The organism is Chrysiogenia bacterium, from assembly GCA_020434085.1.
Taxonomy (GTDB): Bacteria; JAGRBM01; JAGRBM01; order JAGRBM01; family JAGRBM01; genus JAGRBM01.
Genome location: JAGRBM010000627.1, coordinates 1 through 15,266, shown reverse-complemented (window position 1 = coordinate 15,266; position 15,266 = coordinate 1). Strand labels below are relative to the sequence as shown.

Annotated in this window: 13 protein-coding genes; 9 read left to right on the top strand and 4 right to left on the bottom strand. The window is 63.1% G+C overall.

Going from position 1 to position 15,266, the window contains the following annotated elements:
- The 5 genes from KDH09_20230 to KDH09_20210 all read left to right on the top strand — a co-directional run.
- Positions 1-451 (top strand): glutathione S-transferase C-terminal domain-containing protein (locus tag KDH09_20230; GenBank protein ID MCB0222037.1); only part of this gene is annotated, 451 nt, incomplete at its 5' end.
- 90 nt (positions 452-541) lie between these two features.
- Entirely contained in the window at positions 542-1,567 is a 1,026-nt protein-coding gene (locus KDH09_20225) for a WD40 repeat domain-containing protein (protein MCB0222036.1), read from the top strand.
- Between the two features lie 71 nt (positions 1,568-1,638).
- Complete coding sequence (locus KDH09_20220; protein ID MCB0222035.1) at positions 1,639-2,190, top strand: hypothetical protein; 552 nt, start codon at positions 1,639-1,641, stop codon at positions 2,188-2,190.
- A gap of 159 nt (positions 2,191-2,349) precedes the next feature.
- Complete coding sequence (locus tag KDH09_20215) at positions 2,350-5,799, top strand: zinc-ribbon domain-containing protein (protein MCB0222034.1); 3,450 nt, start codon at positions 2,350-2,352, stop codon at positions 5,797-5,799.
- Between the two features lie 49 nt (positions 5,800-5,848).
- The gene (locus KDH09_20210) at positions 5,849-7,912 is read left to right on the top strand and encodes a zinc-ribbon domain-containing protein (protein ID MCB0222033.1); all 2,064 of its coding nucleotides are present in this window, start codon (positions 5,849-5,851) and stop codon (positions 7,910-7,912) included.
- 48 nt (positions 7,913-7,960) lie between these two features.
- Here the strand turns inward: KDH09_20210 and KDH09_20205 are convergent, their stop codons facing one another.
- The 4 genes from KDH09_20205 to KDH09_20190 all read right to left on the bottom strand — a co-directional run bounded on the left by KDH09_20205 (position 7,961) and on the right by KDH09_20190 (position 11,590).
- Entirely contained in the window at positions 7,961-8,608 is a 648-nt protein-coding gene (locus KDH09_20205) for a hypothetical protein (protein MCB0222032.1), read from the bottom strand.
- A 10-nt stretch (positions 8,609-8,618) separates the two neighbouring features.
- Positions 8,619-9,851, bottom strand: coding sequence for an MFS transporter (locus tag KDH09_20200; protein MCB0222031.1), 1,233 nt, complete (start codon positions 9,849-9,851; stop codon positions 8,619-8,621).
- Positions 9,848-10,192, bottom strand: coding sequence for a histidine triad nucleotide-binding protein (locus KDH09_20195; protein MCB0222030.1), 345 nt, complete (start codon positions 10,190-10,192; stop codon positions 9,848-9,850). Before KDH09_20195 ends, KDH09_20200 begins: the two co-directional genes overlap by 4 nt.
- Positions 10,193-10,360: 168 nt before the next feature.
- Positions 10,361-11,590, bottom strand: coding sequence for a hypothetical protein (locus tag KDH09_20190; protein ID MCB0222029.1), 1,230 nt, complete (start codon positions 11,588-11,590; stop codon positions 10,361-10,363).
- A 443-nt stretch (positions 11,591-12,033) separates the two neighbouring features.
- Here KDH09_20190 and KDH09_20185 point away from each other — a divergent pair, with 443 nt between their 5' ends.
- The 4 genes from KDH09_20185 to ruvC all read left to right on the top strand — a co-directional run.
- A complete protein-coding gene (locus KDH09_20185) occupies positions 12,034-13,116 on the top strand; it encodes a hypothetical protein (protein MCB0222028.1) in 1,083 nt (360 codons plus the stop codon).
- A gap of 120 nt (positions 13,117-13,236) precedes the next feature.
- Positions 13,237-13,851, top strand: a complete 615-nt coding sequence (locus KDH09_20180; GenBank protein ID MCB0222027.1) for an RlmE family RNA methyltransferase — start codon at positions 13,237-13,239, stop codon at positions 13,849-13,851.
- Between the two features lie 122 nt (positions 13,852-13,973).
- The gene (locus tag KDH09_20175) at positions 13,974-14,726 is read left to right on the top strand and encodes a YebC/PmpR family DNA-binding transcriptional regulator (protein MCB0222026.1); all 753 of its coding nucleotides are present in this window, start codon (positions 13,974-13,976) and stop codon (positions 14,724-14,726) included.
- 73 nt (positions 14,727-14,799) lie between these two features.
- Positions 14,800-15,266: crossover junction endodeoxyribonuclease RuvC (gene ruvC / locus KDH09_20170; GenBank protein ID MCB0222025.1), on the top strand; the 467-nt coding region annotated here is incomplete at its 3' end.

Genomic DNA, 15,266 nt, shown 5'->3' with positions numbered 1-15,266 from the left:
CCGCCCCTATGTGCTGGGCGCGCGTCCCTCGTTCGCGGATCTGGGGCTCTGGGGGCAGCTCTATGAACTCTGGAGCGATCCCACCCCCGGGGCCCTGATGAAAGAGCGCGCGCCCAGGGTAGCCGCGTGGGTGGGCCGCATGCTCGACCCCAAAGCCGAAGGGGAGTTCGAGAGTCTGGATGCGCTGCTTCCGACTCTCAAGCCGGTTCTCTGCGAGCAGGTGGCCGGGCTGTTTCTTCCCTGGTCGGATGCCAACGCCCGCGCGCTCGCAACCGGTGAGAAGGAATTCAGCGTGGAGCTCTCTGGAAAGCCGTTTACCCAGCAGACCCAGAAATACCATGCGCGCAGTCTGGGTGTGATTCGCGAGAAATATGCCGCCACCCGTAGCGCCGCACTGGACAAGGTGCTCGAAGAAACTGGTTGTTTGCGCTGGCTCGCGCAGTCAGACTAGAAGAAGCATACCCGGCGGGGACTCCGGGGCGCGCCTGTCGCAAGAGAGCGGCGGGCGAGTCGCATCATTTGAGGAAACACTTCCCCGCCCATGTCCGAACCCCTGCACAACCCTGCTGCCCCGACCGGCGTCGTTTCCTACGACGCGCACGAAGATGAGCATTCGCGCGAGCTGGCGCGGCACACCCACCAGGTCAGTTCCATCTGCTTCTCCCCCAACGGAAGGCTGCTGGTTACCGCGAGTAACGACGAGATCACCGGCGTGGGTGAAGTGCGTCTGTGGGACGTCGAGCGTCACAAGGAACTGCGGTTCATGCGCGGCCATTCGAGCCGGATCTCCGCCGTGCGTTTCTCGCGAGACGGGCGGGCCGTTGCCTCTGCCGGTCACGATGGGACGGTGCGCCTGTGGAACATCTCCGACGGCAGGGAACTGCTGCGCATCTGGGCGCACTTCGGACGTGTCTATGACATCGACTTCTCTCCCGGGGGCGAGCAAATCGCCTCGGGCGGGCAGGACCAGCGTGTGCGGGTGTGGAACGCGCACACTGGTGAGCGGCTGACTGAACTGCCCGGCGCCAATGCCGCGAGCATCGGCCATGTCTATTCGGTCGCCTTTGCTGAAGAGGGCCGCCTGCTTGCCGCCGGCGCCGAAGACGGGCACCTGCACGTGTGGGAGCTCGGCAAGAGAGGGCACGAGCGTTTCGATATTCGCGGGCACTGGGGCATCGTCGAGTCGCTGGCCTGGTCGCCGGGGGCCCACCTGCTGGCCTCGGCGGGCAGCGACTACAACATTCGCATGTGGGACACCCGCACCGGAGAGCGCCACGCCATTTTGCAGGGGCATTCCGATGCGGTGACCTGCCTGGCCTTCTCGCCCGATGGGGACCTGCTGGCCTCGGCAGGGGCTGACCGGACGCTGCGCCTTTGGTACGGTGCCACCGGTCATCAGGCGCTGGTCGTCGAAGAGCTGCCCCATGAGATCTACGCGCTGTCCTTTTCACCTGACGGACGCTCGCTGGTCGCCGGGACCTGGAACCGCAAGACAGGGGGCGAGCGCCCGGCCAGCGCCCTTCGCCTCTGGCAGGTGAGCGAGCTGCTGGCCAAATTCGGAACGTGAGCCGTATCTCTGTCTCGCACGCCTTCTGCCGTGTATAGTTCCCTCCAGCACGAAAACTCGGGGAACCTCTCGTGAGCGAAGACTCCGAAAAACCTGTTGAACCTGCGAACGTGACGGCGCCCGCGCCGCTGTTTCAGCGTCGCGGCGTGCGCATCGGCCTGGCGATCTGGGCGGTCACGCTGGTGCTGATCGTCGGGTTCCGCGTCTGCGTCTGGCGCGCCACGCGCTGGAATCCCCAGAGCTCGGTCCACATGCAGGTGCGCAATTCCCTCTACTATCTGGTGGACCGGATCCGCATGGACGCCGTGCAGGGCAGGGCGGTCGAGAGCGCGTTTCAGGCCTGGGGCCCCGAGGTGCTTGAGCGCGCCGAGCTTCGAGAATTCTCGCTCTATCTCTCCGATATGATCGTCATCCACGGCCAGGACTCGGAAATGCCTAAAATTACCCCGCTGAGCTTCTCCGGACCGGGGGCGCCTTCGGCCAGCCCGGGCACCGGAGCACTGGATTTTCAGATCATCGCGGCGCGCCGCACCGGGGAGGACGAGGCCCTGGTCTGGGCCGTGAACGCATCCCGGGACATCGTCTTCCGCGAGTTCGAAATTCAGCGTCCAGCGCTGCAGTAAGGCTTATTTGTCCCACTTTTCCCCTCAGTAGCCGCCCCGGCCTCCAAAGTGTAAGGTTCCTTGCGTGCCCTCGGGGCTGAGTGCTACAAAAGCCATTGATTTCACTACATTCGCTCCGAATCCCAAGGGTTCGGAGCAGTGGCAGCAGGGTCGGGACTTATGAAAATCGAGTGCCAGTCGTGTCAGGCCAAATACCAGCTCGACGACGCCAAAGTTGAAGGCAAAACCAAGAAATTTGGCGTGAAGTGTCAGAAGTGCGGTGCTGTGATCGTTGTCGATCCCACTGCCGCCCAGGGGCTGGGCGCCGACGCCGGCGCTTCGGCGCCTCCACCGCCGCCGGAGACCATGGATCAGGGCGCGCCCGACTTCGGCTCGCCTCCCGACGCTGGAGGCGAGCCTGCCGGTGGGGATCCCTTTTCAGCGATGGATGCTCCCGACGCCGGTGGCGGCGGGGGAGACCCCTTCGATTTCGGTGACGTCGATCTGAATGCGCCGCCTCCGCCCCCCTCGGCGGATGCGGACATTCCCGATTTTGGCGACGCGCCTGCCGCGCCGCCTCCTCCACCGCCGGCTGCCGAGCCGCCTGCAGGTGGGGGGGAAGATCCCTTCGATTTTGGCGAGCCCGCCGCGGCACCGCCACCGCCTCCGCCTCCTGCCGGTGATGCCGGCGGCGACGATCCCTTCGCCTTCGGTGACGTGGATCTCAGTGGCAGCGCTCCGCCCCCGCCGCCTCCCCCCGCTCCGGACGCGGGTGGCGGCGATGAGTTCGATCTCGGCGGCGGCGACGCTGGCGGTGACTTCGCCGGGGCCAGCAGCGGCGACGGTGACTTCGACTTCGGTTCCGAGGGGGATTCGGGAAGCGGCCTGGATACCGGCGGTGACGATCTCGACGACCTCGACCGTATGGACGCGCAGATCGAAGCGCAGGCCGGTGGCGGGGCCGATGACGGTTTCTTCGGCATGGACACGGGCAGCAATTCGAGCTTCCGGCTCAAGAATGCGCGCGGCCAGGTGGCCGGACCCTTCACGATTGAAGCCGTTCGCGAGTTTGCCACCAACGGCAAGTTCACGGGGCAGGAAGAGATCTCGCGCAACGACGGCCCGTGGGTCTCGACCTCGGTCATCACCGCGCTCAGCGATCCCGGCAGCGTGAACCTCGACCAGATCCTGGCCGACGCATCCGTTGCGGCAGTGCCGGGCATGGATGGATCGATTACCTTCACCGATGATGAATTCGGTGGCGGCAAGGTCGCCGGCGGCGGTGGCAGCAAGTCGAAATTGCTGGTCATTGTCGCAGTTGTGCTGGTGGTGCTGGCCGTGGGCGCCGGAGGCGGGTGGTACTGGTGGACCAGCATCCGCGAGATTCCGCTCACCGAGCTCACTGATGCGAAGATCACCGAGCTGGTGAAATCCAATCGCAGCGGCACCGGAGAGCGCGCCACGCTCAGCGAACAGGAACTCCAGAAAGGTATGGCAGTTCTCGACCGATACTCCGTGAGTGAGTTCCCCGCCGCCGAGACAGCTTTCCTCACCGCCATTCAGAAGAATCCGGCCAATCACCGCGCGCTTGCGGGGCTGGCCTGGCTGCAGGCCGAGTGGGCGTTGCTTCTGGGTGAGCCCCAGCGCGTCACCCGTGCCGTCGCACTCTCCGATCTGGTGCGTGCGACCAACCCCAATCTGGTTGAGGGGAACATTGCGTCCTCTCACGCCTATCGGGCGAAAGGCGACGCCGCCAAGGCGGTTGAATTCGCGAAGGCGGCGGTCGCCGCCGCCGAGAACAACGTCGAGGCCCGCGTCGCGCTGGCCCAGGCGATCATGATGGACCGCGTCGACTATGACGCGGCCGTGGGCGAGCTCAAGGCCGCGCGTAGCGCCGAGCCTGAAGACCAGGCCGCGCTGCTGAGCATCGGCGAATTCTTCGAACGCAAGGAACAATACGACGCCGCATTGCAGGTCTATCAGAAGGCCATCGATTCGCGTCCGGGCAACGTGCTCCCGCGCATGCGAAAGGCGCAGCTGCTGCTGCAGCTCGGTCGCGCACAGGAAGCCAACGAAGCTCTTGCCAAGATCGGTGAATCGGAGACACTGGCGAAAGTCCCGGCCCTCAAGGCCATGTTCAAGGTGCTTGAAGCGCGCGTCGCCCTGGGCGAGGGACGCACCAACGACGCGATGGATCGGCTCAAGGAAGCCGAGTCCGCGCAAAGCGGCCGGGCCGACGTGGCAGTGGTGCGCGGCGATACCCTCTACAAGACCGAGTTCTTCGCCGAGGCGCTCATCGAATATAAGAAGGCCCGCCAGGCCGACCCGGGCTACATGCTCGGGCACCTGCGTTACGGTATGACCAAACTCTACCTGGGCGATCTCGAAGAGGCCGAGTCGGCCATTCGGAAAGCGCTTGAGCTCGATCCCAGCAGCGTCGATGCGCATCTGGAGATGGGCAAGGTGCTGGCCAAGAAAGAGCAGTATTCGGACGCCCAGAAGGAATTCGATACCGTCATTGCCCGCGATCCGGAGAATGCGCTGGCCTATGCCGAGACCGGCCGCATGATGGCCGCGCAGGGTAACAAGTCCGAGGCGATCAATAATTTCCTGCGCGCGATCAAGCTCGATGAGAACAACTTCTCGATCTACCTGACCGTGGGTGAGATCTACGCCGAACTCGGCGAACTCAAGGAAGCCACCCGGTATACCCAGCGCTCGGTGGAACTGGCGCCCGAGAGCATCGACGCCAAGGTGCAGCTCGGTCAGCTCTATTTCCAGCAGAAGGACTACAAGAAGGCGATCCAGTATCTCTCGCAGGCACTGGAATCCAATCCGCGCAGCGTGAACATTCTGCTCGACCTGGCCCGTGCCAAGCGCGGCGTCCGCGACTACAAGGGTGCCGAGGAGCACTTCAAGCAACTTCGCGAGATCCGCGCCGCCTTCGCGGCGGGCCGCTACTGGTTCGGGCGCAACTATCTGGACAAGAACGAGAATGAAGCGGCGGAGACCGAACTCAGCCGCGCGGTCTTCTATGACGGCGAGGACCCGAGTGCGGGCGGACGCAATCCGGAATACCACTACTGGTACGGTGTCGCGTTGCGCCGCACGAACAAGCTTGGTGAGGCGCAGAACCAGTTTGAAAAGGCGATTGCGCTCAAGGACGACTATCTCGATCCGCACTTCGCCCTGGGGCAGGTGCTCCGTGAGGCGGGCAACACCCCGCGTGCCAAGCAGGAGTTTGAAAAGGTCCTGGAAATCAACCCGCGCTACATTCCGGCCAATCTGGAACTGGGGCTGATCTACAAGGAAGCCGGCAATGCCAAGAAGGCGCTCGAGACCTTCAACGACATCATTCGCATCGACCTCAACCATGCCGAGGCCAACTTCCGCATTTGCCAGATCTACATGGACCGTCGTGAGTATGCGCAGGCAGCGGCCAAGTGCACCCGTGCGGTGAAATCGGACCCGACCCTGTGCGAAGCGCGCATGGAACTGGGCAACGCCTTTGATTACGCGGGCGACTCGCGCAAGGCCTGCGTTGCGTGGAAGGGCGCCGACGCATGCAAGGGGCTCAACGAATATCGTAAACAGGAAGTACAGGATCTCATCAGCCAGCGGTGTCGGTGAAGCCCGTCGGCTGCGTTAATGAATCAGGGCAAAGGAACAGGGACGTTCGATGAAGGTTAAGTGTCCTAGCTGCGGCGCGCAGTACAACTTGGATCCGACAAAAATCGCCGACGCAGGCATCAAGGTGCGCTGTCCTTCGTGCTCCCACGTATTCGTGGTGCGCAAGAAGGCGCCCGAACCCGCGCCTGCTCCGGCCGCGGCGCCCAGCAATCCGGCGGCGATTACCTCGCGGACGGCCTCTCGCATGGGTAGTGAGGACGAACCCATCGCGCTGGACGCCGGTATGCCCGATCACGTCCACAGCGCGGCCGAGGAAGAAGTCGAGGCCGCCGAACACGCGCCCGTTGGGGTGCCGACCGATGTGGGCGATTTCTTTGACAAACCCATGGCCGGTACGCCGCAGCCCGCTGCACCTCAGCCGGCTGCGCCCAAGCCGGCGGCTCCGCCGCCGCCACCTGCTCCCGCAGCCCCGCCGCCTCCGCCCGCTCCGGCGGCAGGCGGCGAACCCGATGCCGGCGGCTTTACCGGCGAGGGCGACTGGCGCGTGAAGAAGAGCGGGTTGGGGCTGGTTTACGGCCCGGCTGACATTGGAACGATCGAGTCCTGGATCAAGGCCGAGCGCGTGGGCGCGCAGGATCTGTATTCGTTGAACGGCGGGGACTGGATCCCGCCGGGTAATTTCCAGATTATCGCCGAGATGCTCAAGGTCCCCTACGAGGGGCCGCCCGAGCCCGAAGCCGTGGCCAAGGCTCATGCCGCCCATGCCGAGCGTACCGCCGCTGCGGCAGCGGCTCCGGCTCCGCCCCCGCCGCCGGGAGCCCCGGCCGGCGCTCGCAAGGGAGCGGCCGAGCCAATCGGCTTTGAACTGCCTGACGACGACTTCGACCTGGATACCGGCATGGGAATGGGCGCAAAAATTGCGATCGCGCTTGTCGTGCTCCTGCTCGTCGGCGGCGCCGGGTTCTACTTTGGCGTTGTCAGGAATCCCGACATGATCGCCAAGATGCCTGAGTCCATTCGACCGACGCTGGAAAAGCTGGCAGGTGATTCGGGCCGCAAGAAAGCCCAGAAGGTTGCAAAGACCGCGCAGGATCCGGTCCGGCTTCTCGATGCGCGGCTTCCCGATGCCAATCGCAATGACCTGCGCAACATCTTCGCGCGTCTCTCACAGGATACGCCCGAGGGCTACGCCGCAGCGATCACGGATATGGAGAATATCATCGATGCTGTGCCGGCCGAGGCGGTTCCCCTGCGCGCGCTGCAGGGGCTTATTGTGACGCTGGCAACCTTCCGCAAGGCGGTCGAAGGCGACTTCGAAGAGCTGCGAATCAAGGCTGAATCCATTGCAGGTGCCTCGCCCGACGACCCCATTGCCATCGATGCGGTGGCGCTGGGTCAGCTTGGCGAGGGCGACCTCGAGGCTGCCGCGGCATCGGCCGAAAGCGCCCTTGAACTGAACGGTGATGATTTCTTTGCCTACTACATCCGGGCACTGGCGAATCCGCCGGGTGAAGAAGACCTGAAGAAGGCGATCGAGATTCGCGGGCGATTCTCGCCGATTACCATTCAGCTTGCACGGGTCTACATCGATGCCGGCAAGCTCGAAGAGGCCAAGGGGCTGCTCGAGGACGTGCTGAGCCGTGCCGATGATCATGCCGAGGCGCGCAAGTTGCTCGACGAGATCGTTCTGCCCGGACTGAGCGGATCGACCGAAGGCGAGGCGGGGGGCGAGCCGGCGCGCTCGCTGGCAGCCCAGACCACGCTCGGCAAAGAAAAGGTCCCGGACACGCGCACGCCCGAGGAACTTCTCGAAGCAGCGAAGAATCTCTTCAAGGAAAAGAACTACGAAGAGGCGGAGAAACTCTATATCCGGATCTTCGACAATTACTACGAGGAGATTGGCCTGCGCAACGTGGCGCTGGTGCACTACTACCTTGGTGAGACGTATCGGTTGACCGAGCGTTTTGAAAAGGCACGTGCCCAGTATGAGGCCGCCCTGGAAGTGGCGCCGAAGTTCGATCTGGCGCGCCAGCGCATCGAGGCGTTGCCCGACCCGGTGCCCGAGCCAGATCCGGTTCCGGCCATGGAAGAGGCCGACACACCGGCCGAGTAGCCGGTAGATGCTTCAACGAAAAACTCCCGCAAGGTGGCGGGAGTTTTTTTATGCCTCGCGTTTGCAACTGAAGTAGAGATCGATCTGATCGGGCCTGCAATAGAGCAGGTATTCGAGCATCTCCTTGGCCGGGCGGTAGTGACTCTTCTGAAGTTCGTTGACCAGGGCAACGACGCGGGCCAGTGCCAGGCGTTCGCGGTACTGGTCGAGCATATTTCCCAGGTGAAATCCCGCGTAACTGGTGCCGATCCCGCCGGGCAGGCTGAGCAGGTGTTGCCAGAGCGAGGGCTCAAGCTTCCCGCGCCCGATGCCGCGCACGGAGATGTGGGACTCTTCGAGATCGCTCCGGTGGAAAGAGACCCCCTGGTTGGCGGCGAAGTGACCCAGTCCCTCGGCGCTCTCGTCGATGGAGTAGGGGAATGAGACGGCCTCGCACAACGCCGGATCGAAGGGACGCGCCGGCTCGGGGCCAGGAAGGGCCGCGATCTTCGGTGCGACCCACTCGGCAAACTCGGTGCTGGGCGTCCAGACATAGCGCATCTCATGCACGGGCAGGTCCCCGCCCGCGAGTGCGCGCTCGAGGTGCTCGAGATTGGGCGAACACTCGACAAGCAGCTCAAAGAGCTCCTCGTAGGTGAGCGCTTCTTCTTCCTCGCGCCCTCCGGGGGTGATGCAGGTGGCTTCGATCAGGTCCATGTTTTCCAACTCACGCGGCCGCCGTCATGCGGGCGCTGCGCTGCACGCGCACTTCGTTCCAGATATAGAGCGCCGCGCCCACTGCGGTGACAAGGGCTGATGTCCTGAACATCGCCGGGTAGCCAAAACTCTCGGCAAGGTAGCCGGACGAGAGACTGGTCATTGTCACGCCTGCGTTGAAGCTGCCCACGTACAGGCCCATGCCCTTGCCCAGTGCGCCCGTTCCCTCGACCCGGTCGACGACGAGGGCATTGAGTACCGGGTAGAGCATGCCGTGCGCGACGCCGAGGGCTCCGCCGAGCATGGTGAGGTAGAACGTCGAATCGAGATAGGACGTTGCCGCAACGCAGAGCACGTAACCGATGGCGCAGGGAATGATAAAGCGCTGCTTGCCGTAGCGGTCGGGCAGGCTGCCCGCGGTAAGACGCAAAAATACCGCGACCAGCGAGTAGCTCACGAAAAACGGAGAGACCTTCGGCAGGTGGAGAATGTCCACGTAGGTCGGCAGGAACATGATGATGGAGCCGAAACCCGCGCCGCAGGTGAAATTGAGAATGGTCGCAAAGGTCAGGTTGTAGCGGCGCATGACGGTGAAGTAGCTCGGCGGCGGCGCGCCATGGTGCTCGGGATGTACCGGCGCCTGCGCCGGCTCGGGAAGCTGCGTGGCAATGATCGTAGAAAACAGGGCCAGCGCCGTGCCGGTCAGAAACAGAGGGACAAAGCCCCAGCCATCGACGATCCACTCGGCGGCCGAGGGGCCGATGGCGTGGGTAATCAGCGTCGCGACTCCGAAGAGCCCCAGGCCCCAGCTCCGGCGGGCCGGATCGAGGAAGTCGGCCGCCATGGTGCCTGCCGTGGTGAAAGCAAAAGCAAAAGACGCGCCCTGCAGCACGCGCACCGCGTAGATCATCGGGCCCACGCGATCGACGAGCAGGTAGCCACTGTTACCGACGACCATGGCCAGCGCGCCGAGAATGAGAAAACGCTTGCGCCCGTAGCGGTCAATCAGGCTGCCGACCTGCGGAATTGAAATCAGGGTCGCTACGCCGCCGGCAAACATGATCTGGCCGATGTCGGACTCACTACCGCCGAGTTTCTTGATGTAGAGCGGGATGAGGAAATAGAGCGAGAAGCTCAGGAAAAAGGCAAAGTTCGCCACCAGCAACAGGGCAAAGGACTTCGCCTGGAAGTCGAAGGGGGCGCTCTGCTGCAGTGGGTGTTCGCTTTGGGTCGGTGCGCTCACCCGGGGGGCCACTTCATGAACCGTCCGCCCAGCACGTGCAGGTGGAGGTGGTAGACGGTCTGGCCGCCCTGTTCGCGGCAGTTGACCACGGCGCGAAAGCCGGCCTTGTCGACGCCCTGGGCCTTCGCAACGGTGTTGGCGGTGTGGACGAGGCGTCCCATGAGCTCGTGGTCCTCGGGCGTGACGTCGAGCAGCGTCTCGATGTGTTTCTTGGGAATCACAAGGAAGTGCGTGGGCGCCTGCGGGTTGATGTCCCGAAAGGCGATGGTGTGCTCGTCTTCATGGAGCTTTTCGGCGGGAATTTCGCCGGTGACGATTCTGCAGAACAGGCATTCGCTCATGGTGAGTCGCTCCACTTGGAATCTGATCGCGGGCCGCACGGGGCCCATCAGGCGCGCGCGATGATAACAGCGCCTCCGGGCAGCATCAAACTTGCAAGAAGAAGGGCGCGGCTTCTCCCACCGGGGAGGGGCCGCGCCCTTGGTTTCTCAGGTTTCTCTGCGACGGGCTTATCGCCCCCAGAACTCCGGTCCGCCGCGGCGCTGGCTCATGACCAGAGTTTTTTCACCCACCTTCGGGCCGAAGGTGATGATCGCCTGACGGTCGTCGTTGATCTCCAGCACGTGGCCGAGCCCGTATTCGGGATGGACCAGGATGTTGCCGGGCTCATAGGTCTGCTCGGGGCTGTATTCGATCGGCTCCTCGTCGAAGGTGCCCAGGTCGCTGGGCACGCCTGCGGCCTCGTTCAGGCGCAGGGCCTTGAAAACCACCGCCTTGAACTTGTTCTTGCGCTGGCTCATGGCGAGCACTTCGTCCTTCCAGCGCTTCTTGGCCGCCGGTCCCGCGCTGCGGGTGATGGCGCGTTCCTTGGCCGCGTAGATCTGGATGTAGCGCTCCAGGGTGCGGATCTCCTTGAAGGCGTCGGCAAAATCGGCCTTGTCGATGTCGGCCTCGATCTTCTCGTGCAGTTCCTTTTCAAGGACGCGCATGGCCTCGCGCACGGCGTTGCCGAAGTTGCCGAAAATACGGTTGGCCGCGTTGCGCAGGCGTTTCTCGATCAGGTTGTTCTTGAGCGTGCCCTGCTCGAAGAGCTTCTTGATCTCGGCGATGATGTCCTGCTTGCTCAGGTTGAGCGTTTCGAGGCGCACCTTGGCCGAAAGGAGCTCTTCGAGGGTCTTTACACCCGCGCGCTTCAATACCTGCGCCTGGGTATGACCTTTCTCTTCGAGCACTTCTATCATCGCCTCGAACTTGCGGCGCGGGAAGCTGCGAATGTCGCCCTTGAGGTAGGCCTTGAAGGTACGCGGGTTGACGTCGACCTTCTGCGCGGCCTTCGCGCGGCTGGGAAACTGCTCGGTGTAGAAATTGAGCACCTTGAGCAGACCCTCGGATATTTCGTACATCACGTTGTCGATCTGCTGGCCGTTGCGTTCCTGCGCCATGGAGAACAGGTCGTCGATCTTCGTGCCGGCAATGGCGGCTTGGATCTTCTCGGCCGGCAGGCGTTCCTGCATGACGTTGACCATGCGGCGGAAGACATAGAAGGCAATGTTGGGGTTGCCCTCGAAATACTTGGCGATGGTGTCCTTGGACACTTCGACGGCGCGGGCTGCCTCGTCGTAGTTGCGGAACATGCTCAGGTAGAGACCGAGCAGGCTGCGCACTTCGGCATTGATGGGAATGATGCGGCGGTCGCGCGGGACCGCGACGCTCTGCGGGATTTTTTGTGTTTCGCTCATCTGGTTGGACCTCCTGGTGGATCTCAGTTGAGGGTCATCATCATCGGGGTCCGCCGCCAAGGGGCGGGGTGGCTCCTGGTAAACCGGATTTTTCTGGTCCGGTTTCAAACCAGACTAGATCGGTCCTGTTTGAAGATCAAGGGGGCAGGCCCAACCGCTTCCGGGATAGGGGCATCCAATGTTCCTGGGGAGGCCCTTGTTGCGCCCTTTAGATGCAACTAGCACCGGTGGAGATGCGGATATTCCGTCTTGACGCTGCAGGGGGTGCGAAACTATTAAACGCCGCTCAGGCATCCGGCGAGGCGGGAGGGGATGCAGGCCCACGGGCTTGTCCTGCGTCTTGTACGGACCCCTCCTTCCTTATCGTTCCGGCAATGCCCGGTTCGAGCCCAATAAACAGCAAGCACAGGGCCCGGACCGATAGATTTCGGGAGGAGAATTGCATGAAAAGTTCATCAACGTTGAAGGTAGGCGCGCTCGCGCTCGTATTTCTGACGATCCAGGGCTGCGGCCCCATGCTCTACCGTATGACCGGCGGCCGGATCGGCGACCCCGGCGAGGTCGTGGTCGACGAGTTCAATTTCAGCGCGGCCAGTGCCAATCCGGCTGAAGTTGCCGGCGACTATTTCGATGAAACCCACGCCGATTCGATGGACAATGAGATCCGCCTGGTGATTCCGACGGTCCGCTTCCTGTTCAACACCCGTCAGGGCGCGGCCGCCAGCGCGCAGGGCTCCACGAACAGGGCCGGCTACAGCGCCAGCGTGAAGGTGACGATGAACCTGGCCAATGTCGACGACAAGGTGTTCCAGCAGATCGCCGACGAGAACTGGGCCAAGCTCAAGAGCGGCCTGGAGGGACTCGGTTTCAAGGTTATCGATCCCTCCGAATACGCCGACAATGAGAACTGGAAGAAGCTGCTGGAGAAGGACACCAGCAAGGGCGAGGCAAAGCCCATCGACTTCTACGGCGGCGAGTTCGTAATGGTCACGCCCAAGGGCATGCCCGCCTATACCTATCCCGGTGAGGAAGGCGCGCTCTCGGTCTTCGGCGCGTTCAACCTGAGCAGCCGTTCCGACATTCTCGAGCAAAACCTGGCCAAGGATCTCGATAAGGCGATCGTCGTGACTCCGACCTTCGTGATCGACTTCGCCAAGTGCTACAAGTCCGGCGGTACCTTCTCCGACACGGCGGCCGCCCAGTGCAAGCCCGTCATGACACTGCGTCACAACACCACGACCAAGTTCGCGAACATGACGAAGATGGACAGTTTCCTGGGCGCCCAGTCGGCGGCCGGTCAGATCAACCTGACCCGGAACATCGAAACCAGCGAGAACTTCGGTAGTTTGCAGAAGGTCGATTCCGACAACACGGAAATCTACATCCCCTACTACAGCTACACGAGCAGCTCCTCGAGCGTGTACGCGGTGGTGGCCGATGCCGAGCGCTACCGGGAAGTGGCCGGCAAGGTGATCGGTGCGGGCATCGATCTGACCCTGGCGACCATCAAGGAAGAAATGGACTGATCCAGTCCCGAGTGAAACGCCCGAGGGCGCGGGCCTTCCAGTATCCGGGAAGGACCGCGCCCTTTGTTTTTCGTCCCCGCCTGATAGGATGTGGCTCCCGGCAGGGGCCGGAAAGCGCAGATGGCCTACCAGAGAAAAGACGCCTACTACCACAAAGCCAAACGTGAGGGAGAACGCTCTCGCGCGGCCTACAAGCTCGAACAGCTCGAGAAGAAGTTCCACCTGTTCCGGCGCGGCGACAAGGTCCTCGACATCGGCAATTTCCCCGGCGGCTGGACCCAGATGGCCGCCCGCAAGGTGGGGCTCGAAGGCGTCGTCATCGGGGTGGACCTCGATCCGGTCGATCCCATCCCCGAGCCCTGCGTCAAGCAGATCCAGGGCGACATCACCGACCCCGAGATCATCGCAAGCGTGCGCGAGGGCTTTGGCGGCGAGGACAAGAAGGTGCAGGTCGTGATGAGCGACGCCTCACCGAAACTCTCGGGTGTGCGCGATGCCGACTCGGCCCGCCAGCTCGCCCTGGTGGAAGCCATCTACGAAACGGCGCTCCAGATGCTCGCGCCCGGCGGGCACTTCATTGCAAAAGTATTTTCTCGCGCCACTCCTCACGAACTCATCGCAGACGCCAAGAAGCGCTTCAAGCGCGTCAAGCAGCACAAGCCCGACGCCAGCCGCAAGGAAAGCTCCGAGATCTATCTGGTCTGCTGCGAGTTCAAGGGCGAGGAATTGCCCTGAAACGCCCCTCCCGTTGACATCGGGGCATCGGCGGCTCTAAACCTCCCCCTTCGGCACAGGCCGCTGATTCGGGGCCACAGGCAGACAAATGCCGCGCCCCTCTGAGTAGTGAGGAGATCCCCATGTCGGGACACAATAAATGGAGCAAGATCAAGCACAAGAAAGGTGCTGAAGACGCCCGGCGCGGCAAGATTTTCTCGCGCCTGATCAAGGAAATCACCATCGCCGCGCGCGACGGTGGTGGCGGCGATCCGGACATGAACCCCCGGCTGCGCACGGCCATTGCAACCGCGCGCGGTGAGAACATGCCCAAGGACAACATCGAGCGCGCCATCAAGCGCGGCACCGGTGAAATCGCGGGCGTGGCATTCGAGGAAATTACTTTCGAGGGCTACGGCCAGGGCGGCGTCGCCATGCTGGTCGAGTGTGTGACCGACAACCGCAACCGCACCGTCGCCGACGTGCGCTCGGCCTTTAACAAGGGCGGCGGCAACCTGGGCGAATCGGGCAGCGTGGCCTGGATGTTCGAGACCAAGGGCTATGTGTCCATTCCCAAGGAAGGCGTCGAGGAAGACGCCATCATGGAAGCCGCGCTCGAGGCCGGCGCCGACGACGTCGAAGACGGCAGCGAGACCTGGGACGTGGTGACGGGATTCGAGAACTTCATCGAGGTGCGCGAAGCCCTCGAAGCCAAGGGCTACAAGATCGAATCTGCAGAGATCACCAAGGAAGCCAGTACGAAGATCAAGCTCGAGGGCGAGAACGCCAAGAAGTTTCTCAACCTCATGCAGCGCATCGAAGACGTCGACGACGTGCAGAACGTCTGGGCCAACTTCGAGATGGACGACGCCCTGCTCGAAGAACTCGCCGGCTGAGCGAAATTCCCGAAACTGACCGAGAAAAAGCGCCGCGCAAGCGGCGCTTTTTGTTTCGTGCTACGCTCTTCCCATGAAACCCTCGCGCATCATTCTCGGTCTCGATCCCGGTTCGGTGGCTACCGGTTGGGGGGTGATTCGCGTGGAGGGTTCGCGGCAGTTCCACATCGCCGCGGGGGTGGTGCGTCCGAAGTCGAAGGACTTCAACGGGCGCCTGGTGGAGATCCACGACGCGGTGATGGAGATCTGCGAGCTGCACGGTCCGGCAGAGGCCGCCATCGAGACGCCCTTCTATCACCAGAATGCCCAGACGACGATCAAGCTTGCCCACGTGCGCGGCGCGCTGGTGGTCTGCTGCGCCCGCGCAGGGGCGGAGGTCCATGAATACAGCCCCATGGAAATCAAGAAATCCCTGGTGGGGCAGGGCCGCGCCGAGAAGGATCAGGTGGCTAAAATGGTCTCGCTGGTCCTCGGAATCGCCGAAAAACTGCCCGCAGACGCCACCGACGCTCTGGCGGCTGCGGTCACCCACGCCCAGCT

What these genes read in the sequence shown, in the direction of transcription:
- KDH09_20225 (MCB0222036.1), top strand. Translation starts at nt 542, where the DNA reads ATGTCCGAACCCCTGCACAACCCTGCTGCCCCGACCGGCGTCGTTTCC.
- KDH09_20215 (MCB0222034.1), top strand. Translation starts at nt 2,350, where the DNA reads ATGAAAATCGAGTGCCAGTCGTGTCAGGCCAAATACCAGCTCGACGAC.
- KDH09_20210 (MCB0222033.1), top strand. Translation starts at nt 5,849, where the DNA reads ATGAAGGTTAAGTGTCCTAGCTGCGGCGCGCAGTACAACTTGGATCCG.
- KDH09_20205 (MCB0222032.1), bottom strand. Translation starts at nt 8,608, where the DNA reads ATGGACCTGATCGAAGCCACCTGCATCACCCCCGGAGGGCGCGAGGAA.
- KDH09_20195 (MCB0222030.1), bottom strand. Translation starts at nt 10,192, where the DNA reads ATGAGCGAATGCCTGTTCTGCAGAATCGTCACCGGCGAAATTCCCGCC.
- KDH09_20190 (MCB0222029.1), bottom strand. Translation starts at nt 11,590, where the DNA reads ATGAGCGAAACACAAAAAATCCCGCAGAGCGTCGCGGTCCCGCGCGAC.
- KDH09_20185 (MCB0222028.1), top strand. Translation starts at nt 12,034, where the DNA reads ATGAAAAGTTCATCAACGTTGAAGGTAGGCGCGCTCGCGCTCGTATTT.
- KDH09_20180 (MCB0222027.1), top strand. Translation starts at nt 13,237, where the DNA reads ATGGCCTACCAGAGAAAAGACGCCTACTACCACAAAGCCAAACGTGAG.
- KDH09_20175 (MCB0222026.1), top strand. Translation starts at nt 13,974, where the DNA reads ATGTCGGGACACAATAAATGGAGCAAGATCAAGCACAAGAAAGGTGCT.